The 23,865-nt window shown below is 71.0% G+C and carries 19 protein-coding genes; 12 read left to right on the forward strand and 7 right to left on the reverse strand.

Annotated elements, in window-relative coordinates; genetic code table 11:
• Nucleotides 1–40 precede the first annotated feature (40 nt).
• Nucleotides 41–292: a hypothetical protein gene (locus tag Pla163_RS16710; protein ID WP_145191223.1), complete on the reverse strand. Its 252-nt coding sequence runs from the start codon at nucleotides 290–292 to the stop codon at nucleotides 41–43.
• 201 nt (nucleotides 293–493) lie between these two features.
• On the reverse strand, nucleotides 494–940 hold the full coding sequence (locus tag Pla163_RS16715; RefSeq protein ID WP_145191226.1) for a DoxX family protein: 447 nt from the start codon (nucleotides 938–940) through the stop codon (nucleotides 494–496).
• A gap of 237 nt (nucleotides 941–1,177) precedes the next feature.
• Here Pla163_RS16715 and Pla163_RS16720 point away from each other — a divergent pair, with 237 nt between their 5' ends.
• Entirely contained in the window at nucleotides 1,178–2,182 is a 1,005-nt protein-coding gene (locus Pla163_RS16720; RefSeq protein ID WP_145191229.1) for a YHS domain-containing (seleno)protein, read from the forward strand.
• Nucleotides 2,183–2,237: 55 nt separating this feature from the next.
• Here the strand turns inward: Pla163_RS16720 and Pla163_RS16725 are convergent, their stop codons facing one another.
• Nucleotides 2,238–4,862, reverse strand: a complete 2,625-nt coding sequence (locus Pla163_RS16725; RefSeq protein ID WP_145191234.1) for a carboxypeptidase regulatory-like domain-containing protein — start codon at nucleotides 4,860–4,862, stop codon at nucleotides 2,238–2,240.
• A 146-nt stretch (nucleotides 4,863–5,008) separates the two neighbouring features.
• Nucleotides 5,009–6,940 (reverse strand): response regulator, encoded by a 1,932-nt coding sequence (locus tag Pla163_RS16730; RefSeq protein WP_419186064.1) that lies wholly within the window; start codon nucleotides 6,938–6,940, stop codon nucleotides 5,009–5,011.
• A 307-nt stretch (nucleotides 6,941–7,247) separates the two neighbouring features.
• Here Pla163_RS16730 and Pla163_RS16735 point away from each other — a divergent pair, with 307 nt between their 5' ends.
• The 4 genes from Pla163_RS16735 to Pla163_RS16750 all read left to right on the forward strand — a co-directional run bounded on the left by Pla163_RS16735 (nucleotide 7,248) and on the right by Pla163_RS16750 (nucleotide 12,776).
• Nucleotides 7,248–8,546, forward strand: coding sequence for a THUMP-like domain-containing protein (locus Pla163_RS16735; protein ID WP_145191240.1), 1,299 nt, complete (start codon nucleotides 7,248–7,250; stop codon nucleotides 8,544–8,546).
• A gap of 183 nt (nucleotides 8,547–8,729) precedes the next feature.
• Complete coding sequence (locus Pla163_RS16740) at nucleotides 8,730–10,244, forward strand: lipopolysaccharide biosynthesis protein (protein WP_145191243.1); 1,515 nt, start codon at nucleotides 8,730–8,732, stop codon at nucleotides 10,242–10,244.
• 13 nt (nucleotides 10,245–10,257) lie between these two features.
• Nucleotides 10,258–11,373, forward strand: a complete 1,116-nt coding sequence (locus Pla163_RS16745) for an SGNH/GDSL hydrolase family protein (RefSeq protein WP_145191245.1) — start codon at nucleotides 10,258–10,260, stop codon at nucleotides 11,371–11,373.
• A complete protein-coding gene (locus Pla163_RS16750) occupies nucleotides 11,370–12,776 on the forward strand; it encodes an MBOAT family O-acyltransferase (RefSeq protein ID WP_145191248.1) in 1,407 nt (468 codons plus the stop codon). Before Pla163_RS16745 ends, Pla163_RS16750 begins: the two co-directional genes overlap by 4 nt.
• Nucleotides 12,777–12,794: 18 nt before the next feature.
• Here the strand turns inward: Pla163_RS16750 and Pla163_RS16755 are convergent, their stop codons facing one another.
• From Pla163_RS16755 to Pla163_RS16765, 3 genes are all read right to left on the reverse strand, one after another.
• On the reverse strand, nucleotides 12,795–14,105 hold the full coding sequence (locus tag Pla163_RS16755; protein WP_419186065.1) for a sulfatase family protein: 1,311 nt from the start codon (nucleotides 14,103–14,105) through the stop codon (nucleotides 12,795–12,797).
• 154 nt (nucleotides 14,106–14,259) lie between these two features.
• A complete protein-coding gene (locus Pla163_RS16760) occupies nucleotides 14,260–15,204 on the reverse strand; it encodes a hypothetical protein (RefSeq protein WP_145191254.1) in 945 nt (314 codons plus the stop codon).
• 45 nt (nucleotides 15,205–15,249) lie between these two features.
• A complete protein-coding gene (locus Pla163_RS16765) occupies nucleotides 15,250–15,567 on the reverse strand; it encodes a hypothetical protein (protein ID WP_145191257.1) in 318 nt (105 codons plus the stop codon).
• Between the two features lie 218 nt (nucleotides 15,568–15,785).
• Between Pla163_RS16765 and Pla163_RS16770 the strand changes: the two genes are divergently transcribed.
• The 7 genes from Pla163_RS16770 to Pla163_RS16800 all read left to right on the forward strand — a co-directional run bounded on the left by Pla163_RS16770 (nucleotide 15,786) and on the right by Pla163_RS16800 (nucleotide 23,633).
• Nucleotides 15,786–17,648, forward strand: coding sequence for a CRTAC1 family protein (locus Pla163_RS16770; protein WP_419186066.1), 1,863 nt, complete (start codon nucleotides 15,786–15,788; stop codon nucleotides 17,646–17,648).
• Entirely contained in the window at nucleotides 17,645–18,502 is an 858-nt protein-coding gene (locus Pla163_RS16775) for an RnfABCDGE type electron transport complex subunit D (protein WP_145191263.1), read from the forward strand. The genes Pla163_RS16770 and Pla163_RS16775 overlap by 4 nt, the downstream gene beginning before the upstream one ends.
• 122 nt (nucleotides 18,503–18,624) lie before the next feature.
• A complete protein-coding gene (locus Pla163_RS16780; protein ID WP_145191266.1) occupies nucleotides 18,625–19,374 on the forward strand; it encodes a hypothetical protein in 750 nt (249 codons plus the stop codon).
• A 119-nt stretch (nucleotides 19,375–19,493) separates the two neighbouring features.
• Nucleotides 19,494–19,691 (forward strand): hypothetical protein, encoded by a 198-nt coding sequence (locus tag Pla163_RS16785; protein ID WP_145191269.1) that lies wholly within the window; start codon nucleotides 19,494–19,496, stop codon nucleotides 19,689–19,691.
• A 69-nt stretch (nucleotides 19,692–19,760) separates the two neighbouring features.
• Nucleotides 19,761–20,264 (forward strand): hypothetical protein, encoded by a 504-nt coding sequence (locus tag Pla163_RS16790; protein ID WP_145191272.1) that lies wholly within the window; start codon nucleotides 19,761–19,763, stop codon nucleotides 20,262–20,264.
• A 584-nt stretch (nucleotides 20,265–20,848) separates the two neighbouring features.
• Entirely contained in the window at nucleotides 20,849–22,288 is a 1,440-nt protein-coding gene (locus Pla163_RS16795; protein WP_145191275.1) for a TldD/PmbA family protein, read from the forward strand.
• Nucleotides 22,278–23,633 (forward strand): TldD/PmbA family protein, encoded by a 1,356-nt coding sequence (locus Pla163_RS16800; RefSeq protein ID WP_145191279.1) that lies wholly within the window; start codon nucleotides 22,278–22,280, stop codon nucleotides 23,631–23,633. Before Pla163_RS16795 ends, Pla163_RS16800 begins: the two co-directional genes overlap by 11 nt.
• Nucleotides 23,634–23,865: the final 232 nt, after the last annotated feature.

A 23,865-nucleotide genomic window follows, 5' to 3' on the forward strand; every position in this document is an offset into this window, starting at 1 on the left:
GATCCGACCAGACCGACCGTCTGGAGATGACGCCGTTGTTTCACGTGCAGCCGAACGGGTGGCCGTTCATCGTGAACAACAGGATCGGCAGCTCCGCCTCCTGCGCGTCGATCACGCCCTGCCAGAACGTGGTGCGCCAGGGCAGCTGGCGCCACGACTCCTCGTCCGCGTTCGGCGTGATCGCGTCGAACAGGCTCTGGACGGTCGCGTCGGTGAGTTCGGGCAGACGCTCGTCCTGGACGAGGGGGGCCGGCGTGAGAGCGAGAGCGACGAGAAGGGCGAAGCGGAGCATGCGGCGATGGTAGCCGCCGCGGCCTCGGTCCGCCCGGGCCCCGAACGCCCGGGGCTCCGGAAGAAGGTGCGGCGCGAACACCCTCCCCAGGGTGCCGCGCCGCGTCCTACATGGCCCACCCCCCCATCGGGGCGGGCCCCCCATCCGACGGTTCCGATCGTCGGTTCTTCTGTCCACGAGCCCTGACGTGCAAGGGCGCGTTCATCTTCCCGAGCCTGCCCGGCCGGCGTCCGGAACCAGCTCGGGGCCCACCACGGGCAGCTCGCCGCGGCGGATCCAGGTCGTGATCGACCCTGCCACGAGCGTGACCAGCGCCAGCGCGAAGAGCGTTCCGCCGTCGCCCTCGACCTCGATGCCCAGCACGGTCAGGTGGCTCGCGACCGCGCCGACCATCAGGCCCACGGTCAAGGCGCCGCCGAGGGCCGCCGTGCGCGGCACGAGCAGTAGCACGACCGCGATCAGTTCGACGACGCCGAGGCCGATGCGTCCGAACGGCTCGACACCGAGCTTCTCGAACAGAGCGACCGCTTCCGGCGCGCCCGAGAACTTGAAGAAGAGCGTCTGACCGAGGATGGCGGCGGCGACGACCTGGGCGATCCAGGTGGTGACGGTGGCGCGCGTCGAGCGCGTGGGGAGCGGTGTGTCCATGGCGGGCCCAGAACGGGACCGAGCGTCGATCCGTGACCGCGGAGTGGTGCGAAGAGTGGACGACTCGGCCGAGTGCGGGTCGGCTCACCGACTTCGAGTCAGGGCGTGCGCTTTCCGAGCAGGTGCGAGTCACGCCGCGGGCGCGAAACCCGAAACCCCGCGCTTCGCGCCCGGGCCCGGCCTCCCGGGCGTCTGTCGTTCTTCGCTCCTCACGCGTTCATCGCCCCTGGATCTTCGATGCTCACTCGCACCGTTCGTTCGACCGCCGACGCGGTCCGCCGCACTCCCGCTCGTTCCGCCACGCGCACGGCGACCGCCCTGTTGCTCGGCTTCACCGCTCTCGCCGCACTGACCACGGCGCACGCCCAGGATCGCGAAGGACCTGTCGATCCGGTGCGCGAACACCTCAACCTGGCGAAGGACGGACTCGCGCTCGACGGCTACGACCCCGTCGCCTACTTCCCCGAGGGCGGCGGTGAACCGAAGAAGGGAGCGAAGACGCGCACCGTCGAGTACCGCGGCGCCACCTACCGCTTCGCGAACGATGCGAACCGCGAACGCTTCCGCGCCGAACCCAGTCGCTTCGCGCCGGCTTTCGGCGGCTGGTGCGCCTACGCGATGGCGAGCGACGACCGCGTGGAGATCGACCCCGAGAGCTTCTTGATCGAGGACGGTTCGCTGCTCGTGTTCTTCGACGGCTTCTTCGCCGACACGCGCAAGAGCTGGAAGAAGGAAGGGCCCGAGAAGCTGCGGCCGAAGGCGGACGGCTTCTGGAACAGCTTCGCGGACGAGCCGCGCCACCGCGACACGCTCGGGTACGCGCACGCGGACGGTCTGGCGCTGGGTGGCTACGATCCGGTCGCCTACTTCGAGCCGAACGAGATCGGCGCCATCGTCCCTCTGGCTGGCGACGCGAAGCTCGCGGTCACCGAGCGCGGCCTCACCTACCGCTTCGCGAGTGCGGCGAATCGCGACGCGTTCCTGCGCGCGCCGAGCGTCTACGAGCCCGCGTTCGGTGGCTGGGACCCGCTGCGCCTGATCGCCGGCGAGGCGGTCGCGCCGGACCCCGATCGATTCGCACACACGGCCGCGGGGCGTGTGGTGCTGTTCGCCGCGCCCGCGGACGGTGCCGCCGATCCGGTCGAGGCATGGAACGCGGATCGAAGTGCGCTCGAGTCCAAGGCCGCCGCCGCGTTCGCGAAGCACGTGGCCGACCTCGAGAAGGAACAGGCGGGGCGCTGAGGTCGGCGCGGGCTCGTGGTGTGTGCACACCACGAGCCCGCGACGCGCCTCGCGTTCAGCGTGGCGCGAGGACCACGTCGGGCTCGAGCGGTCCGTCGGGACTCCAGACCAGAGTGGCCGGCTGGTAGGAGAGTTCGTCTTCGGGCAGGCCTTCGACGGGCGCGGTCTTGGCGCCGAGGATCGTGTAGGTACCGGGCACGAGCGCGAACTCGAGGCGTCCGTCGGCGTCGGTGGTCTGCCAGATCGAACCGCGGATGCGCTGGATGCCGACGAGCTGCCCCACGAGCGGCCGACCGTCGGGATCGACGAAGCGAACGCGCCTCGTCTCGACCTCGACCGCGAGCGACAGTTCGAGCATTCCTTTCGACTCCAAGACGTGGGAGCCAGGTGCATCGACGCGCCAGAGACTCCCGGCGTCCATGGCGCCGAAGCTCCAGGTTCCCGGCGCGAGCTCCGTGAGCTCGGCGACGCCGCCGGCCCCGCTGATGGCGGACGCTTCGATCGAGGGCTCCGCGCCGGTGTCAGCGTGCAGCCACCCGTAGACCGGCTGACCCACGAGCGGGGCCCCGCGACGCGTCACCACGACGCGCGCCGTGCCCGCGTCCGGCCGAGCCGTGGGGATCACCACTTCGACGGTGCGGTTGGCCAGCACCTCGACCTCGATCGGCTCGGTCAACCGACCGCTCCCCGCCGACGTAGAGTCGAACACGCCCTGCACGACGGCCCCCGTCAACTCGGCTCGCACGCGGTAGCGACCGACCGGCAGGCGCTCGATCGCGAACGTGCCCTGGGCGCTGAACCCGGCGCCGTGCGCGCCCCTGGACAAGAGGCCCTCGTAGCGAATGTCCAACGGCGTCCCCCACGGGTACTCGGGCGCATCGACCGCTTCGAGCTGGACGGTCGCGAAGCGCGGGTCGTTCACGGGTGGATCCAGGTAGCCGGTCAACGACCCCGTCGCGGGCAGGCGCAGAACCACGTCGTTCCTCCCGACCTCGATGCCCGACTCGATGACGTGGAGGGGCTCGCGCGTGTCCACGGAGAGGTCGTAGGTCCCGGGTTCGAGGGCGGTGAACGCGAACGAACCGTCGGAGGCGGTGTTCACTCGCAGGAGCGGGAGCTCGTTCGCTGCCTGCCGGTAGGCGTTGAGGGCCTGCCAGTCCTCGGCCGGAGGCGCTTCGCCCAGCGTCGGTCGCAGCTTCAACGCCACACCCGGCGCTGGTGACCCGTCGGCCTCGACCACGCGACCGGCGATCTCACCACCGCGCAGCAGAGGCACCTCGAGTCGGGTGCGTGCGCCGGGTACGAAACCGCCGGACAGGTCGACCTCCTTCTCGAAGTAGCCGGGGGCGCGAACGAGCCACGTCTGCGCGCCGGGAACCGTGCGCACGAGAGGCCCGTTGATCTGGCCGTCGAAGTCCCGCTCGTCGTCCGATGCGAGAGCGTGAACTTCCGTCCAGTGCGGCCGTCGAGGTTGCGCACCACCGGCCTCGAACATCACGACTTCGGCCGACGCCAACAGTTCGCCCGTCGCGGAGTCGCTGGCGACCAGGTCGACGCCGACGCTCGGCTTCAACCAAGCGAGGGTGAGCTTCCCCGGCACGACATCGAACAGCTCGACCGGTTCGAAGCGCGGGTCGTCCACCGTCACCGTGTACGGATGCGAGACGGCGTCGTCGACGACGAACCTCGCACCGCGAACCGAGATCGCCCCGTTCGGCACCGGGCGCCCGAGTGCATCGACGATGCGCAGCGTCTCCAGCGTCGGCGACCCCATCCAGGACTGGCGCGAGACCCGTGACTCCACCATCAGGCGCCTGCCAGGCGTCGGGCCGTCGAAGGGAGTCTCGACCGTCGTCACCCGTCCAGGTTCGACCGTGATGCGGTCGACGGGAGGCGCCGTGTCGAGCAGGTATCCCGTGTGGATCTCGAGTGCGACTTCACCCGCCTGCACACCGTCGAACCTGAAACCGCCGGTCTCCTTGTCGTAGGTCGCGTAGTGGTAGTACTTCGGCGAGTCGGAGTAGGGCGGTGTCCAACTCGAGCTCGTGTGGATCGTCCACGGACCCGGAACCGTCTCGCCCTGCGCGTTCACGAAGCGTCCTTCGATCGCGCCCCCGTGCGGCATGACGATCTCGCCCAGGTCGATGGTGGATCCGAGCGCGATCTCGCCCCAGCGCCACCCACCCGCTGGCGCCATGGGCGCCTCGGTGTCCAAGCTGAACTGGAACGCCCGCGGCGGCACGAAGCGGAACTCGAACGAGCCGTCCAACTGGACCTCGGCCGTCGGGTCCTCCCAGTCGTCCGGCGTGCCGAATCGCGCCTCGCGCTCGGAGTTGCCCGTCCAACCGTGCAGGTCGAGCACGGCGTCGGTGGCCGGCCGACCGTCGTGGTGCAGGAGCACACCGCGCAGCACCGCCGTGTCGGGATCCTCGACCTGATCGGCGACCGCCCTGGCGGGTCCACTCGTCGGTGCGTCGACCGCGAAGCGCGACGCGTCGTCCTTCGTGGTCGCGTCGGCCAGGGACTCGGTCGCGAGTTCGACCGGCGGTGACGTCGCGCTCTCGCTCGCGTGGTCGTCACTCGCGATTCCAGCGGGACCGCCCGTGTCGTCCATCAGGAAGAACACGAGCGCGGCGAGGGTGAGAGCGACGGCAGCGACGGCGAGGAGTCGGCGGGGCATGCGAGCGAGGGGCGCGAGGACGATGGACGAAGGCGAGCGAGGCCGACGAGCCTAGCCGGGTCCCGAGGAACGCGCACGGGGCGCGCCCGATCGCTCGGACGCGCCCCGTGGCTCGATCGAGTGCGACCCGACGGCCGCTCCCCGCGCTACTTGATTCCGTAGCGCTTCAGCTTGCGGTACAGCGTGCTCTTGCCGATCTTGAGCAGCCCCGCCGCCTTCAGCTTGTCGCCGTGCGTCTCCTCGAGCGCGCGCAACAGAGCCAGCTTCTCGTAGAACTCGAGGCTGATCTCCTCCTCCTCGCCGCCGGGCATCGAGGAGTTGCCGGGCCAACCGACCGGGCCGCGTTGACCGGGCACGGTGGTCGTGCGGCGGCGGTGGACCGGCAGCTTGGCCGACTCCATCAGCTTGCTCTGCAGGTCGCGCAGCGCTTGCGGCAGGTCCTCGAGTCCGATCATCGGATCCGTGGCCTTGGCGCAGGCGCGTTCGATCGCTCCCTTCAACTCGCGCACGTTGCCGGGCCAGTTGAAGTTCTCGAGCACCCACAGGGCCTCGTCGGACAGCTCGGGGTTGCCGAGCGACGCACCGAAGCGCGCCAGGAAGTGCGACGCGAGCGGACGCACGTCGATCAGACGCTCGCGCAGCGCCGGGATGTGCAGGGAGTGCGTCGACAACAGACGGTGGAACTCGCGGTTGAGCGAGCCGTCCTCGAGCGCGCGTTCGAGCTCGTAGCCCGCCGCCGCGACGAGGCGCACCTTGGGCTTCTCGGCGCGCTTTCCGCCCAGACGCGTGACCTGGCCGCGCTCGAGGAAGTCCACGAGCAGGGCCTGCACCTCGAGCGGAACGGCCGTGACGTCGTCGAGGAACAGCGTGCCGCGGTGGGCCTGTTCGATCAGACCCGGGCTGTCGGCCAAGGCGTCCGGGAAGGCGCCCTTGACGTAGCCGATCAGCTCGGTGCGCAGGGAGTCCGCGTCGAGCGCGCCGCACTCGACCGGCACGAACGGACCGGAGCGGTTGGCGCCGAAGTGCAGCGCGCGGGCGGCGCGCTGGCGACCGGTGCCGGGCTCGCCGATCAGCGTCACGGCGGTGTCGAGCGGCGCGAGGCGCACCAGTTCGGACCGCAGCTCGGCCATCTGCTGGCTCGCGCCGAGCATCGTGCTGGGGTGGAACGCGTGGCGCGCGGCTTCGACCAGCGGGCCGAGCTCGCGACGCGGCGTGCCCTGGTCCTGCAGACGCAGCATCTCGGCCGCGACGCGTCGACTGGAGGCGTCCGACAGGAGCACGATCTTGAAGCCGCGGTCCGCGTGGCCGGGTCGCGGCACGAGCGGAATGACGTTGGCGGTCAGCTTGCGACGCTCTTGCGACGTCGGCAGCTGCAGGTCGAGGCGGAAGCCCTCGCGCGGTTCGGTGCGCGCGTCGCGGACGAAGGCCTCGAGGCCGGTACCGACCGCGAGCTTGCCGAGGTTCTTGCCCTCGACGTCGCGTCCGAACATCTCGCGCGCGCCGCGGTCGACGAGCGTAACGACGCCGTCGGCATCGACGAGCAGCATCGCCTCGGCGCGACCGAGCGCCAGGTCCTTGAGCGCACCGACGCCGGCCGGCTGGTCGCGCAGCGCACTCTCGAGATCCGCGCCGCGACGGCGCTCGACCTGCAGACGTCGGTTGTGCTCGTCGAGCAGCCGGTTCTGCATGGTGAGGTCGTCCTGCAGCGACTTGATGCGCAGCATGGCGCGCACCACGTCCTCGAGCAGGGTCATGTCGCCCTTGATGAGGAAGGACTCGCAGCCGGCCTCGTAGCCGCGGTGCAGTTCCTCGCGGCCCTTGACGTTCGCGCTGACCAGGACGACCGGCACCGCGTTCGTGTGCGGCATGGCCTTCAGTCGGCGACAGACCTCGTAGCCGTCGATGCCCGAGCCGAGGTTGATGTCGACGATGAACAGGTCGAACTGTTCCGAGCGGGCCTCCATGAGACCGTTCGCGCCGGTGGGTGACGTGACCACTTCGTGGCCGAGGTCGTGGAGACGGCTCTGCAGCAGCAGCTGCGTGCCGGGCTCGTCCTCGATGACTAGGATGCGTCCCAAGCTGATTCCTCCAGTGGGGCCCGACGGAGCGGCGCGCAGTGGGCGCGGCGCCGCGGCCCGGCCTCGGGCCGTGACCATCGGGGTCGTTCAGATGTCCGGACCTGCGGCCGCGCGCGGATCGCCGACGCGCGCCACGGCGGCGCGCGCGACCCCGCGCGCCGAAGCTGCTGGTCGGTCCCAGGAACGGGCAGCGACGCGGTCGTCACAGCCTCCTCCGTCTCCTAGGGCACCCGAGAAGTACCCCGAAACGGGAATCCGTCCAAGGACTGGGACGAGTCCGTGACCGCCCCAGCCCGAGTTGCCGCCCATGCGTCCCAGACCAGAGAACGAAACCCTCCAGCGGCTCCTGGACGAGCACGGGCCGCCTCCGCCGGACGCGCTGGCCCGCGGCACGTGGTTGCGGCGCCACCTCGAGCCCCTGGCGGCGGCCCGCGCGGGCGAGCTGCTCGACCTGCGCGAGCGCGCGGCCGGACGATTGCCGGACGCCGACGGACTGCTCTTGACAGGGGCCGGGCTCGAGCAGGCGACCCACCAGGAGGTGGCAGCGGCCCGGGCGACGCGCGTGGCCGAGCGGATGCGCGACCAGCTCGGTCCCGACGCGCTGGTCCTCGACGCCACCTGTGGCCTCGGCGGCGAGGCGGCGGCCCTGGCCCGCGAAGGGGTGCGCGTGGTGGCCGCCGACCTCGACCCCACCACCGCCGCCTGCGCCCGCCACAACCTCGAGCGCTGGCGCCCGGGATCGACGGAGGCTCGCGGCTGGAGCGGGGACGGCCCGTGGGTGGTCGTGGCCGACGCGCTCGCGCCGCCGCTGGCCGCCCTGGGAGACCGTCCCGGCCCGCCCGCGGTGCTCCTCGCCGACCCCAGCCGCCGCCCCGACGGCCAGCGCACCCTGCGACCCGCCGACTGGTCGCCCTCCTGGCCCGCGCTGGCCGCCGTCCTGGGCCGGTTCGCGGGCGCGGTCGTGAAGCTGGCGCCGGCCGCGCGCCCCGAGGAACTGGGCTCCTACCTGCCGGCGGACCTCGCGCGCCACTGGGTCTGGGTCAGCCGCCGCGGCGAGTTGGCCGAGCTCGTGCTGTTCACGGGCGTCCTCGCCTCCGAGCCCGGCCGCGAACCCGGTCGCGAGGCCTGCCTGCTGTCGCGGACCGAGCCCGGCCGCGTCCTCGAGCGCCTCCTGGGACCGCCCGAGCGCGCGCTCGACGCCCGCCCGCTCGACGATCCGTCCACGGCGGCCTTCATCGGCGTGCCGGATCCGTCGCTCGTGACGTCCGGACTCCTGGGGCCGGTGGCCGCCGCCGCGGGGCATGCGCCGCTCGGGTCGGGCATCGCCTTCACCGGTGGCGCGGCGCCGGCGACCACCGCGGCGCTGCGGAGCCTGCGCGTCCTCGGCACGGCCAAGCTCGACCGTCGCGCGGTCAGGCGCCTGCTCGCCGAGCACGGCGTCGGGCCGGTGCGGGTGCTCGCGCGCGGCCTGAACGAGAGCGCCGGTGAGCTCGAGCGGCGCCTCGCGGGTCCCGGTGCGGAGCGCGGACTGCTCGTGGTGGCACGCTGCGACTCGGGCCGACGGGTCTGGCTGGTCGAAGAAGCCCCACAATCCCCCCCGGGCTGATCGACGCGGCTGGCAGGCTCCTGCGCCGCGCTCGCCCGTTGCCCCGCCCGAGGCCCCCGGTCCCGCACCGGAGCCATCGCCCCTCCCCACCGCACGACGCGCTCCCCCGCGTCCCGCCGCCCCGTGTCCCAGGCCGAACCGGCTCCCTCGAAAGCAGCGACGCCCCAGGGCGGATCATCGCTGGTGAGCCTGTTGCGCCACGGCTTCAACTACAGCCTGGTGCCGATGCTCCAGCGAGCGATCTCGCTGGTGATGCTGTACTTCTACGCCGACTGGTTGGCGGAGGCGGAGTACGGACTCGGTGGGCTCGGCGACCTGTTGCTCGGCGCGCTCGTCCAGCTGCTCGGCTTCAACATGGTCGGCGCGATGACGCGCTTCTACTTCGACCACGAGTCGGCCGAGGATCGCGAAGCCGTCGTCTCGTCGAGCACGATCGCGCTGGCACTGTTGGCGTGGGTCGTGGTCGCGCCGCTCGCGTACTTCTCGGACTCGCTGGCGTCCGTGTTCCTGGCGAACGCGGAAGGCGTGGTGCGCGTGTACGACGTGCAGACGGTCTTCCTCTTGGTGATGCTGACGGTGCCGTTCCAGCTCACCACGCAGTGCGGCTACACCTACCTGCAGATCCAGCGCAGTTCGCGCGCGTTCGCCTGGGTCTCGCTGGTCAAGTTCACGTTCGAACTCGGCCTGCGGATCTACCTGGTCGGATTCGCGAAGTGGGGCGTGATCGGCTTCTTCGTGCCGGTCCTGATCGGCGAGGCCGTGACGACGCTGCTGCTCACGGGCTGGGTCCTGTGGCGCACCAAGCTGCGATTCCGCTGGCGCGTGCTGCGGCCGATGATCGCCTACACGGCGCCGCTGATCCCGGTCGGCATCCTGCAGCTCGGCCTGCACTACGGCGATCGCAAGCTGCTCGTGCTGTTCACGCCCGAGGACGCGCTGCACGAGGTCGGCATCTACGACATGGGCTACAAGCTCGGCTTCATCGTCACGATGGCGATGCTGGGCCCCTTCGTGCAGATCTTCCACCCGTGGATCTACGGGGTGAAGGACCCCGACGAGCAGCGCGAGAACCTCAGCCGCGTCAGCACCTACGGGATCCTGTCGATGACGTTCGCGAGCCTGCTGGTGGTGCTGTTCGCCAAGCAGGCGCTCGACCACCTGCCCGAGGACAAGGACTTCGGACTCGCCTACCGAGTGGTGCCGTACATCGCGAGCGGGTACGTGCTGTGGTCCGTCTACCACCTCAGCCAGATCCCGATGTACATCGCCAAGAAGAACGGTCCGCTGGTGTGGATCAACTTCCTGGCCCTGTGGGTGAACGTCGCGCTGAACGCGTACCTGGTGCCCGCCTACGGCTTCGTCGGTTCCGGTATCGCGACCCTGGGCACGTTCGCGGTCCTCGCCTTCCTCGGCATGTACGTGTCCGAGCGCGCCGCGGGGATCCGCTTCGAGTACCGGCGCATCCTCGCGACCCTGGCGGCGATGGCCGTGGCGTCGACGGTGGCGCTGCTGGCGGACGACGCGATGGAATCGGTGGCGTCGTTCGGCCTGCTCGAGAACCTGGTCACCAAGACCGTCGGCCTCCTCCTGTGCAGCGCGTGGCTCTGGCTGTGCGTGGTCGACGTCCAGGAACGTTCCCAACTGGTGACCTGGGTGCGCTCGAAGCTCCCCGGTGGCGGCGCGAGTAGTCGAGGCTGAGCGCGAACGAACCATGCGACTCAAGCACTTCACGCTCCTGCTGTGGATCGCGCTCTTCCTCGTGGTCGGGGAAGTGGCGCTCGAGTACCGCGCCAAGAGCCGCGGCTTCGGCACGCTCCTGCTCTCGGGTCGGGGGCTCTCCGGTGCGAACAACACGGCGGTCACGGCCGAGCACGGTTTCGGCCCGACCGAGGATTACCCGTTCCGCAGCCGCGTGGTTCCCGTCGCGAAACCCGCGGGCACGACGCGCATCTGGATCGCTTCGGCCTCCTACGCCGAGGACCGTCGGTGGGCGGCGTCGGAGATCTTCCCGGTGCTGCTCGAGGACGAGCTGCGCGCGCGCGGCCACGACGTGCAGGTGCTGAACGCGTCGAGCAACGCCTACAGCCTCGCGACCGCCGCGAAGGTCCTGCACGAGGAAGGGCCGCGCTGGCAGCCGGACCTGGTGCTCGCCTACCACTTCTCGAACGACCTGGACGAGCTCGCACCGCGCCTGCTCGCCGTGGGTGGCGGCGGCGCGCCGAACGCGACCGAGAGCCGCGGTGAAGGGCCCGACGGACCGGACGCAGCTGCGAACACCGACGCCGACGAGGGCACGCCGCGCACCGAGCAGGAGCGCTGGATCACCTCGCGCGTGGTCGAAGCGACGACCGCCTACGCCCAGGCCAAGAACCAGTTCAAGGCGCGCATCGTCGCGCTGCGGATCCTGACGGACCGCCTGCCGCCGGCACTGCTCGATGCGCTGGAGGAGCGCGTCGAAGCGGTGCACGGCGAGGCGCGCGCGCTCGGCGCCGACTTCGTGCCGGTGCGCTTCGCCGTCAGCGACCCGACGAGTTCGAGCGGTCCGATGCCTATCGCGTACCGCAACAACCTGTTCCGCTACAACAGCTACCTGTCCGAGCAGGCCTGGCGCACGGGCGTCGACGACTACAACGCGCTGCTGGTCGAACTCGCCGCGCGCGACGGTCTGGACCTGGTCGGACTCGACGCGGCCCTCTCGGGGAACGGCGCGTACTTCCGCGACTTCTGCCACCTGACCCGCGAAGGTCACGCCGCCGCCGCGAAGGCCCTCGCCGACCAGCTCGAGCCGCTGCTCGCGGCGCGCGCGAACGAGGAGGGCGGCGAGTGAACTTCAACAGCGCCGAGTTCCTGGTCTTCCTGCCGCTGGTGCTGCTGTTGAACGCGGCGCTGTTCGGTCGGACGCGCGCGCGCCACCTGATGCTGCTCGTGGCCAGCTACGCGTTCTACATGACGTGGAACTGGAAGTACGCGGGGCTGATCGCGGGCTCGACGCTGATCGACTACGTGATCGGCCTCAAGCTCGGCGGCGCCCAGGATCCGCGCCTCCGCAGGACCCTGCTGATCGTGTCCTTGTGCGTGAACCTCGGCGTTCTCGCTCTGTTCAAGTACTTCAACTTCTTCGTCGAGAGCACCGACAGCGTTCTGACCCTGCTCGGTCTCGACGTGACGCTGCCGACGCACTCGCTGCTCCTGCCGGTCGGCATCTCGTTCTACACGTTCCAGACGCTCAGCTACACGATCGACGTGTACTGGCGCCGGATCGCGCCGGAGCGTGACCTGGGCCGCTTCGCGCTGTTCGTGTCGTTCTTCCCGCAGCTCGTCGCGGGCCCGATCGTGCGCGCCAGCGACTTCCTGCCGCAGTTGCACCACGCGCCGGGAGCGTTGGACGGATCACGTGCCCGGGTCCACGCCGGCATGTCGCGCGTGTTCCGGGGGCTGTTCAAGAAGATCGTCTTCGCGGACCTGCTGGCGTCGCTGTTCGTCGATCGCGTCTTCGCCGACCCGAGTGCGCACTCGTCGCTCGACCTGTTGCTGGCGCTCTACGGCTACGCGTTCCAGATCTACAACGACTTCTCGGGGTACTCGGACATCGCGATCGGCGCGGCGATCCTGCTCGGCTTCCACATCCCCGAGAACTTCGACCGGCCGTACCTCTCTCGGAACGTGCGCGAGTTCTGGACGCGCTGGCACATCAGCCTCTCGAGCTGGCTGAAGGACTACCTGTACATCCCGCTCGGCGGAAACCGCGGTGGGAGGACGGCGCGCAACCTGATGATCACGATGGGCCTCGGTGGCCTGTGGCACGGCGCGGGTCTCAACTTCGTGCTGTGGGGCGTGTTCCACGGTGCGCTGCTGATCGCGTCGCGCGCGGCCGACCGTCACGCGAGCCCCGACGCGCCCGGCTGGGTGCTGTTCCGCGACCGCTTCCTGACCTTCCACCTCGTGCTGTTCGGCTGGCTCCTGTTCCGCGTGCGCGACATGGACCACTTCGCGGAGTTCGTGGGCGCGTTCACCAGCTTCTCGGGCGGGAGCGTGATCCACCCGGCCGCGGTCGGGCTCCTGGGCCTCGCCGCGTTCGTCCACTTCACGCCGCGCGCCGCCGCCGACGAACTGTGGAAGCGTTGGGCGCACCTGCCGGAAGTGGCCCAGGCCGCGGGCTACGCCCTCGCGATCGTGGTGCTGTGCGGCGTGTCGGTCGACGCCGCCGTCTTCATCTACTTCCAGTTCTGAGTCGCGAGCCGAGCGACGTCAGTACGGCCACTCGGGGAACAGCTTCTGCGTGCGGTAGCTCGCCAACTTGATGGCGTCCGCGAAGTAGAGGAAGCTGCCCGCGTTCAGGTCGTTGGTCTCGAACGGGTCGATCCCGAGGTCGAAGAGACGGAACGTCTTGAACTGGTAGATCAGCTTGAGGCCGTCGGAGCGGACGACGGTCCACGCCTCGCCGAAGAGGTTCGGCTGCGACCCGTTGGGATAGAAGAGGTGGCTGAAGGCGAACTGGCGCAGACCCTCTTGCCCCAGTCGAGTGCCGGCAAAGCTGATGGAGTCGTCGAAGTCGCTCGCGGGCGACACGCCGACCAGGTCGAGCACGGTGCGCGGCAGGTCGACGACGTGCGTCAGCGACAGGTCGAGACCCGGCTGGGTGTCGACGCCCCACAGGACGCACGGCACGCGCACGCCGCCTTCGTTCACCGAGCCCTTGAAACCCTGCAGCTGTTGAGAAGGCAGGAGCGCGGTCGGGGGCGTGCCGTTGTCCGAGACGAGCAGCACGTAGGTGTTCGAGAGGTCGATCACGCTCGCCATCTGCCCGAAGGCCGTGTCCAGGGCGACGATCGCGCTCTCGAACAGACCGCGCGGAGTGTCGACGACGGTGTAGCCGGGCGGCAGGAGTCCGCTGGGTTCGGCGCTCTCGAACGGCTCGTGCGGCGCGTTCAGCCCGACCATGGCGAAGCGCGGTCCACTCTGGTTCGGCCACCAGTCGAGGAAGGCCTCGGTGATCGCGCGCGTCGAGTAGGTCGTCTCGATCGTGACGACGCCGTCGTCGACGCGATCCCAGTCGTAGTGCGAGCGGTCCAGGCCGACGTTGGCCGCGATGCCGGCGCGCCACGTGTCGAAACCCTGCACCAGCGGTCCTTGTTCGACGGGTCCGTCGGCGGGACCGCTCAAGTGCCACTTGCCGAACATGCCGGTGGTGTAGCCCTCGGCCTTCAGCGCTTCGGCGAGCGACACGTTGTCGGCCGGAGCACCCGTCGCGAGCGGATTCTCGAGGTCGATCGCCGTGCCGATCAGTTCACGGTGCGCGAGGCGACCGAACAGCGCCATGTAGCGCGACGGCGAGCACACCGGAGCCGAGTAGAAGCGCGGGTAGATGCGCGCGAACGGGGCGAAGGTCTCGAGGTTCTTGACCGGCGCGGCGGCCAGGTCGTCCCAGCCCACGTCGTCGAGCATGATGACGAGGACGTTGGGGTGGTCGACGGGCGACGGCGACTGGGCGCGCGCCTCGCCGATCAGGGCGCTGAACAGGGCCAGAAGGGCGAGCAGATGGGCGGTGCGCGTTTTCATGGCGTGAAGGATGTGGCGACGCCCGAGCGTACGGACTCGACGGGCCATGCGGTGGGACCGGGCGCGCCGAGTGGGACGAGCGCCCCCCGTCGAGGGTTCCGGAACCGTCGATCAGGGCCCAGCCGGACGGCTGGGAGCAGGTCGAGGACGGAGCTCAGCGCGCGGCCTCCGCTTCGTCCGGCGCGGGCTCGACGACCTTCGGACCGGACCCGGCCGGGGCAGGCTCGGGGCGCTCGAGGCGCAGGTGCACCGCCACGTCGCAGGTCCGTGCCCCGGGGCGACCCTGCGCGGCGGCGACCGACAGGGTGTGGGCACCGAACAGCGCGAGATCGAGACTCTCGAAGCGGGCCTGCGCCGTGTTCCACACCGCGCGCCCGCCGAGGCGGCCTTCGTAGCGCGCTCCGTCGTTCCACTGGTTGACCGCGCGCACGTCGAGCCGACCGTCCAACCGCAGCTCGATCACCCCGTCGCGACTGCCGACGACGGTGGCCGTGAGCTCGTTGGTGCGCAGCTCGTCCTCGCGCCACACGCTGCACTCCGGCTGCATGATCGACGCCAGGACGAGCGCCTCGAGCAGTCGTGGATCGGCGGTCGCCACCGCGCCGACGGCCGCTTCGGTGGGGACGAGCGACGCCAACCAGGGCGCGCGGACGTCGACGCGGTCGAAGTGCACGTGCTGGGGATGCCGCACGTCCTCGGGCCGCATGCCGTCGAACGGACGGGTGCGCTTGGTGGCCGAGAGGCGCTCGAGGCCGGGCTCGGGCACGTCGGGCGCGAGTGGGAAGGCGCGGTCCCGCTCGGGATCCGGCAGCCGATCGAGCAGGCGCCACTCGCGCGACAGCTTCCCGTAGGCCGCGCGCGTGCGAGCCAGCTCGGTGCGCGTGTGCGCCGGGTCGTAGAGGGGCCAGCCGCCGTCGACCTGGCCGAGCAGGTGCCCGGACGGCGTGACCGCGTACATGCCCTGGAACAGTCCGTGGCGCGCGTCGGCGAGGGCGTCGCGCAGCCAGCGCACCTCCCAGTTCGACTGGTCCGCGAAGTTCGCGTAGTCCACGTCCGAGGCCGCGACGGCGATGAAGTCGGAACCGATGGCGGCGGCCACGCGCGGATCGTTCGCGACCAACTGTCGCGTCTTGACGCCGTTGTTTCAGCAGTCGCCGAGCGGACCGCCGAAGTACAGCCACAACAGGAGCGGCTTGTCGGCGGCCTGGGCGGCGAGCACCCCGTCGATCACCGAGCCGTGCCACTCGACCTGGCGGTGCACGAGATCGCGCGCGGTCGGAGCCGCCAGCGCGATCACGCGATCCACGTCGAGCGGCGACTCGCCGACGGGTCGGGCCCCGCGGACGGAGTCCTCTTGGAGCGCCGTCGGCTCGAGGGGCGAGTGCGACGCCAGGACGCTGGAACCGGTCGCGGCGATGCTCAGGACGGCGCTCGCCAGGACTCGGAGGTGATGGGCCCGCATGGGTGCAACCTAGCCCGCTCCGGGACCCTCGGTCGATCCTTTCGCCGGCGGGTCGCGCGCTCTGGCCCACCGCCTCCCCCGCCCACCCGGGAAGACCCCCCCGACTCGCCGATGGTTGCGGATCACGCGCCGAATCTCCGCCGCGCCCCGCGCGGTCGTCGCGGCCTAGGATGGGCCGCCTCGCGCCCACACCTGCTGCCGTGACTGCTCCCGTGACCATGCCCATCGACCCCCGCGCCGCTGCCTCGCGCCCCACACTGCGCACGACGCTGGGTCGCGCGGCGGCGATCGCGTGCGTGTTCGGCGGCCTCGGCGCGGGAGCTTGGCTCGACCGCGCGGCGCCATCCGCGCCGGTCGGGGCGGACGACACGCCGGTGGTCCTGGTCGAGCGCTCTGCCACGTCCGGACTGCTCTTCGAGCACCGCATCTCGCCGCTCGACCCGCTGATCGACCACGTGCGCGACCGGATCCTCTCGGTGGGCGCCGGCGTCAGCGCGGTCGACGTGGATCGCGACGGGTGGATCGACCTCTACTGCACGAACTCGGCCTTCGGCGCGGCCAACGCCCTGTTCGTGAACCGCGGCGACGGCACCTTCGAGGACCGGGCCGCGACGGTCGGGCTCGCCGACCTGAACGTCGTCGGCGACGGACTGTGCATGGGCTCGATCTGGGCCGACTACGACGGCGACGGCGACGAGGACGCGTTCGTGTACCGCTACGGTCGCACGGCCCTGATGCGCCAGGACGCGAGCGGGCGCTTCGAGGACGTGGCGAGCGCGGCCGGCGTCGAGCGCTGGCTCAACAGCAACGCGGCCTGCTGGATCGACTTCGACCGCGACGGCTGGCTCGACCTCTTGGTGACGAGCTACTTCCGCGAGGAGCACGACCTGTGGAACCTCACCACGTCGAACGTCATGCACGACTCGGCCGAGTTCTCGAGCAACGGCGGGCGGAACGTGCTCTTTCGCAATCGCGGCGACGGGACGTTCGAGGACGTGACCGAAGCGGCGCTGCCCGACACGCGGCGCTGGACGATGGCCGCGGGCGCCGCCGACTTCGACGAGGACGGCTGGATCGACCTCTACCTCGCGAACGACTACGGACCCGAGGAGCTGTGGCTCAACCGACCGACCGCGGACGGCGCGGGGCGGCGCTTCGAGCTGGCCGAGGCCGGTCTCGGGCACGACAGCAAGAGCGGGATGTGCGTCGCGCTCGGCAACCTGCGCAACGACGGGCGCCTCGCGATCTTCGTCTCGAACATCTCGGCCGCGAACTACCTCTTCCACGGCAACAGCCTGCGCGTGAACCGCATGGCCGACGCCGGTCGCGTGCTCGAAGGCCAGGCGGGGCGCGCGGTCACGGACACCGGCTGGTCCTGGGGCGCGGCCTTCGGGGACCTCGACAACGACGGGTGGCAGGACCTGTGGGTCACCAACGGCTTCGTGTCCGCCGACCCGGAGCGGGACTACTGGTACCGCATGTCGCAACTGTCCGGCGGAACGGGCGGACTGCTCGCCGACGCCGCGAACTGGCCAGCGTTCGACGGCGCGAGCCAGTCGGGCTTCGAGCGCAGCCGCGTGCTGCACAACAACGGCGGGCGACGACTGGTCGAGATCGGCGCAGCGGCGGGCGTGCACGAGGCGCACGACGGGCGAGCGGTGATCCTGGTGGACCTCGAGAACCGCGGCGTGCTGGACGCCGTCGTCGCGAACCAGCGCGGACCGCTCGAGTACTTCCGCAACGAGACGCCGGGCGCGGCCGAGCGCGGGTGGATCCAGTTCGAACTGCGCGGACGGGCGCCGAACACGTCGGCCATCGGGGCGGCGGTGTCGGTCACGTTCGGGGGTGGCACCCAGCTCCAGGTCGTCGAAGGCTCGAGCGGGTTCTCGGCCCAGAGCGCGCGGCGACTCCACTTCGGGCTCGGTGACGAAGTGCCAGGCGCGGGCGGTGAGTCGATCGTCACGGTGCACTGGCCCGACGGCACGCGCGAGACGTTCACCAACCTCGAGCCGCGGCGCCTGCACCGCATCGAACAAGGCCCGGGACGACCCGACTCGACAGACGACTCCAACGCACGATGACGCCCGACGCGCCGCCCGCACCCCTCCCGTGGTGGAAGCAGCCCAAGTGGCTGATCACGGTCCTCATCACGATCCTGCTGGTCAGCGGCCAAGTCGGCTTCGGGATCCTGCGCACCCTGTGGGTCCTGCCGGTCGCGATCGGAACGGCGGTGGCCGCCGAGATGCTGTTCTCGTGGCTCGTGCGCGGGCGCCTCGGCAGCATCCAGAGCGCGTACATCTCGGGCACGAGCACGGTGATCCTGATCAAGGCCGACCAACTCTGGCCCTACCTGTTGTGCGCACTGATCGCGGTGGCGAGCAAGTACGCGCTGACCTACCGCGGGCGCCATCTGTGGAACCCGACCAACTTCGCCATCGCGGCCCTGTTGCTCGTGACGGGCATCCCGATCCTGTCGATCCAGATGGGCAACTCGCCCTGGACCGTGGGCCTCGTGTGGGCGGTCGGACTCTTGATCGTGACGCGCGCCGGCGTGCTGCACGTGACGCTCTCGTACCTGGTGGCGTTCACGGCCTTCGCCGCCGTGCGCACCGGACTGACGGGCGTACCGTTCGCGACCGAACTCGCGCCGCTGACCGGAGCGATGTACCAGTTCTTCGCCTTCTTCATGATCACCGATCCGCCGACCACGGTCTCGAGCCGGCGCGGACGTATCGGCGTCGTGATCGCGATCGCCGCGGTGGAGTGCGTGATCAGGCTGCTCTCGGACCACACCGAACTGCGGCCACTGCTCGCCGCGCCGCCGATCTTCGCGCTCGCGATCGTGGGTCCGATCGCGAAGTGGATCGACCTGCATCGCGGCGCCGTGCGAGCGAGCGCGACCCCGCCGGCGATGCGGGCCGCGCCCTCGGCCTGAGCAGGGCGCGCGAGTCGACGGGAGCCCCCCGGTTCGTCAGCCCGCGATCAAGGGTTCGCAAAGAACGCGGCGAACGGTGCGCGACAGGTGGAGGTCGCCCTGCGCGCAGCTAGGCTCCCGCGATGCTCCCGTTCGCCCTCCTGTTCGCAGCCCTCGAACCGCACCTCTTGCTTCCCGTCGCACCGTTCGAGATCGAGCCGTTCGCCGACGAGCCGCCCGCGCTCGAGCAGGCGGCCGAACCCGCGCCGCTCGGGCACGTCTCGCGCGTCCCGCTCGCGCCCGTGTCGCCCGGCCTCGGTGCGGCGCTGCGTGGATCGACGTCCTTCCTGCGGCCCGAGCGCTTCGAGTTCGACCTGCGGCTGGTCGAAGGCATCGACGCCGAACGTTCGCGGATCGGACTGGTCGCCACCTACGCCCTGACCGAACGCCTGACCGTCGGTGTCGAAGCCAGCCCGAAGAAGGGCGAGGTCGGTCCGCTCGCGCTGTACCGCGTGCAGGACGAGACGGCCGATCGACCCGCCGTCGTCGTCGGCACGAGCAGCGACCGCATCGGCACGCCGCAGGGCCGCGCGTTCTGGGTCACCGCGTCGAAGAGCCTCGAGCCACAGCTCGACTTTCCGCTCGCGCCCTACGTCGGCCTCGCGTGGGGCGACTTCGAGGACGAGTTCGAGGTGTTGGCGGGCGTGCGCATCGACTGGAGCCGCGGCATCTCGACCACCAGCCTGTGGGACGGCGAGAACCTGCACCACCAGCTCGAGTTCGAGTGGGAGTCGGGCTGGCGCGTCGGCGTCCTGGCGATCGAGGACGACGAGGACGGGCGCACGCGCTTCGGCCTGTCGCTGGGCGCCGCGCTCGGGGCGCAGGGGCGGTAGGAGCCGAACCGGCCCGGTCGGCGCGGTTCGAGCGCCTGATTCGTCCTCGCTCCGAGGGGCGGAGACAGCGTGGGGCGATGGTCCACCGCAGGTGCTCGGAGCGGGGCTAGACTCCACGCATGATCGTGCTCTCCTCCCTCGTGATCGCAGGCGCCCTCGTGCCCTGGATCGCCGCCCCGACGGGCCCCGCCGACCTCGGCGCGCTCGCTCGCGCCGCCACGTCGAGCGAGGCACTCGGGCAGGCGAACGCGCCCGTCGCCCAGGACGACGACCTCGACGCACGACCGCCCCAGGACAGCTCGGTCGTGCCGAGCTGACCCTTGTGACCCGGTGAGGGTGCGCCGGTCCGTGCGGCCGGCGAAGACGGTGGATGGAAGCGTTGGCGCGTGGCCCTGCGGCTGATCGAGGGCATTCCCGTCGATCGCGCGCGGCTGCGCCTCACGGCCCAGTACCAGCTGACGGACCGCTTGTCCGTCGGCATCGAAGCGAACCCGAAGGACGACGACTACGGGCTCCTCGCCAACTACCTGGTCTGGACCGAGACCGATGCGCGCCCCGCGCTGATGGTCGGCACCAGCTCGGACCGCATCGGAACGCCGGACGGCCGCGCCTACTTCGCGACGCTGTCGAAGAACCTGCGTCAGGCGACCGGCCTGCCGATCTCGCCCTACCTGGGCACGGCCTACGGCGAGTTCGACGACGAGCTCGTGCTGATCGGCGGCCTGCGGATCGACTGGGCGGAGCGCTTCTCGACCACGACCATGTGGGACAGCGACAACCTGCACCACACGGCCGACTACGTCTGGGAGAACGGCTGGCGCACCGGCGTCGTCGTGATCGAGCAGGACGGCGACCACTACGTCGGCCTCTCGATCGGCACGTCGTTCTAGCGCGACGCTCGGGACTCGACCCGCGAGGGCGGCGCGTGTTCCACGGCGGAGCGCGCGCCGCCCTCGCTCGTTCGAAGCCCGAGGGTCTGCGAGGGGCCCGCGATGCAGGCCGACCCGCCGCGGCGCGAGCCCACGGAGCACCGCGGTCGCCCGAACTGCGGTCGCCCGAACCGCGGTCGCCCGAACCGCTGGGCGCGTGCGGTGCGAGTGCTCGTCCGAGCCACCGATCTCGCGCTCCGAAGTCGCGCCCCCCCAAAGAGGAACAGCCGCCCCGCGCAGGTGCGCGGGACGGCTGTTGGAAGTGGGTGGGGCCGCCCCCCCGGGGGCCCCACACCAGCGCGCCCGAGCATCGCCTTCCGAGGAAGGAACGCTCGTCGCGCCACGTTGGTCGACCAACCTGCCCAGTCGGTCGACCGTGCCGCGTCGGAGGAGGACCAACGCGGCGGCGGACGATCAGGGAACCACCCCTTGTCCGCGCGTCTCTACGACCGGGATGCGGTCGTGTAACCCGAGAAATGCGCATCACCGTCGCTGAACGAACCCTGAGGACGGGTCCGACATCCACCGCGGCCTAGGATGGCGCCATGAAGACCGCCGACCCCTCCGCCCGTTGGCTCCACGACTTCGAGGTCGACGAGCCCACCTGCCGCCGCGTGCTCGACGCCGCCCTCGAACGCGGAGCCGACCGCGCCGACCTCTACTTCCAGCGCGTCGCGCAGACGTCGCTCAGCCTGGAGGACGGCATCGTGAGTCGCGCCTCGACGGCGGTCGATCGGGGCGTCGGGATCCGTTCGGTCCTCGGCGACCAGACCGGGTTCGCCTACTGCGAGGACCTCACCGAGGCCCCGATGCGGGCGGCGGCCCGGGCGGCGGCGACGATCGCCAGCGGTCCGGCCAGCGCGGCCGCCCGCGGCGTCGGCGTGCCGATCGGCGGCCGCGGGCTCTACCCCGTGGATCGCGGCTGGCCCGACGTCGAGCTCGGCGCGAAGCTCGCGATCGTGCGCTCGGTCGAGGAGCGACTGCGGTCGGCGGACGCGCGCATCGCGAAGGTCTCGGTCTCCTGGGTCGACTCCGACGAGTACGTGGCCCTGGTCGCGGACGACGGGCGCGCCGCGAGCGACCGCCGCCCGATGGCCGTCCTGCGCGCGTCGGTCACGCTGGTCGACGGCGCGAACGTGGAGAGCAACTTCTGGAGCCTCGCCACGCGCAACGGCCTCGAGTGGTTCGAGGAGTCGCGCCTCGACGCCTTCGCGAAGGACCTGATCGCGCGCACGTCGATCCTGTTCGAAGCGCGCCGCCCGCCCGCCGGAGAGATGCCCGTGGTGCTGGCCGCCGGCGCCTCGGGGATCCTGCTGCACGAAGCGATCGGACACGGTCTCGAGGCCGACGCCAACCGCAAGGGTGTGTCGATCTACGCGAACAAGGTCGGCGAGCGCGTCGCCATGGAAGAGGTCACCGTCGTCGACTCGGGACTGCACGCCGGAGAACGCGGCGCCCTCGAGGTCGACGACGAGGGCAACGCGTCCGAGCGCACCGTTCTGATCCAGAGCGGTGTGCTGGAGGGCTATCTGCACGACACGATCAGCGCCAAACACTACGACGTCGCGCCGACCGGCTCCGGACGCCGCGAGTCGTTCCGCCACGTCCCGCTGCCGCGCATGCGTTGCACCTACATGGAGAGCGGCACCGCGGAACCGGCCGACGTCATCGCGTCCGTGAAGAACGGGATCCTGGCCGAGAACTTCGCCAACGGCCAGGTGCAGATCGGCGCCGGCGACTTCACCTTCTTCGTGAAGAACGGCTGGCTGATCGAGGACGGGAAGGTCACCGCCCCCATCAAGGACGTCAACATCATCGGCAACGGCCCCGAGGCCCTGTCGCGCATCACGATGGTCGCCAACGACTCGAAGCTCGACACCGGTGGCTGGACCTGTGGCAAGGCGGGCCAGAGCGTGCCCGTGTCCCAAGGCATGCCGACCTCGCTCGTCTCGAGCCTGACCGTGGGAGGCACCAATGCCCAGTGAGACCACCATCCGGCCCGCCGACGCCGTGAACGTCGAAGCCGCCCTCGAGCGCGCGCGCCACGCCGTCGACCTCGCCACGAGCGCCGGCGCCGACCACGCGGTGGCCCAGTACGGTTCCGCGCGCTCGCTCGAACTGCAACAGCGCGAGGGACGCGTCGAGAGCATCGAGGAGAGCCGCAGCGCGTCGATCGGCGTGCAGCTGTGGGTCGACGGTCGCTATTCGTCGCACGTCACGACGGACCTGCGCCCGGCGACGCTCGCGAAGTTCGTCACCGACGCCGTGGCGATGACGCGGCTGCTCGAACAGGACCCCCACCGCCGGCCGGTGCCGCGCGCCCTGTGGGAGGACCGCGCGGACGTCGACCTCGACCAGGTCGATCCGGCGGTCGACGCGCTCGGCCAGGACGATCGGCTCGCGATCTGCGCCGCGATCGAGGACGCCGCGCGCGCCGACGCCGCGGTGCTCAGCGCGACCGCCTACCACTCGGACGGGCACGTGCTGTTCGCGCGCGCCGCGGCCGACGGGTTCGAGGGCACGGGCGAGCACACGTCGCTGTCCTTCGGTGCGACGGTCAGCGTGAAGGACGCGGGCGACAAGCGGCCCGAGGCCTACCGCTTCACCGGCGCCGCCCACCGCGCCGACGTGCCCGACCCCGGGACGATCGGCTCAGAAGCACTCGAGCGAGCGCTCGCCCGCCGCGGCGCCGCGAAGGCTCCGTCCGCGCGCGCCACGATGGTGCTCACCCCGCAGGCCGCGTCGCCGTTCATGCGCCGCGTGCTCGGCGCCATGCAGGCCGGTGCCGTGCAGCAGCGCCGTTCGTTCCTCGAGGGGCGCCTCGGCGACCGGATCGCGAGCGAACACCTCGACCTGTGGGACGAGCCGCACCGTCCGCGCTCCGGCGCGTCGCGTCTGTTCGACTCGGAAGGGATGGCGACGAAGCGGCGGCACCTGATCGCGGGCGGCGTGCTCGAGACCTTCTTCGTGGACACGTACTACGGCTCGAAGCTCGGCTGGGCGCCCACGACGACCGGCTCGACGAACGTCGTGTTCGCGGGCGGAGCAGGCGACCTCGAGAGCCTCGTGTCCGGCGTCGACCGAGGCTTCCTGGTGGCGGGTTGGTTGGGTGGCAACAGCAACCCGACGACGGGCGACTACTCCTTCGGGATCCACGGGCACCGCATCGAGGGCGGGCGACTCACGACGCCGGTGGCCGAGATGAACGTGACCGGGAGCTACGCCGATCTGCTTCCCAGGCTCGCGGCCGTGGGCGACGATCCGGAGCCCTGGAGCACGTTCCGCAGCCCGACCCTCGTGTTCGAAGGCGTCGATTTCAGCGGGAGTTGAGGCGGATCGGGGAGCGGGTGCAGCAGGGCCGCAGGACCGCCCGCGCACGGGCGGCGCGCGCCTCCGAAGCCCCGCCCGGGACTCGCCCCCGAGGGCTGCTCGGGTAGACTTCTCGGCCCCCCAGTGGCGGTTCCGGAGTCCGGATCCGCACCGGAGCCCGAGCCTCCGCTCGCACGCCCGCGCACGTGTCCAGTCCCAACGGGGACGCGCGTCGCGCCGGTCGGCTCCCCTT

Origin of the sequence: Rohdeia mirabilis (genome assembly GCA_007750655.1) — a bacterium.
Classification (GTDB): Bacteria; Planctomycetota; UBA1135; order UBA1135.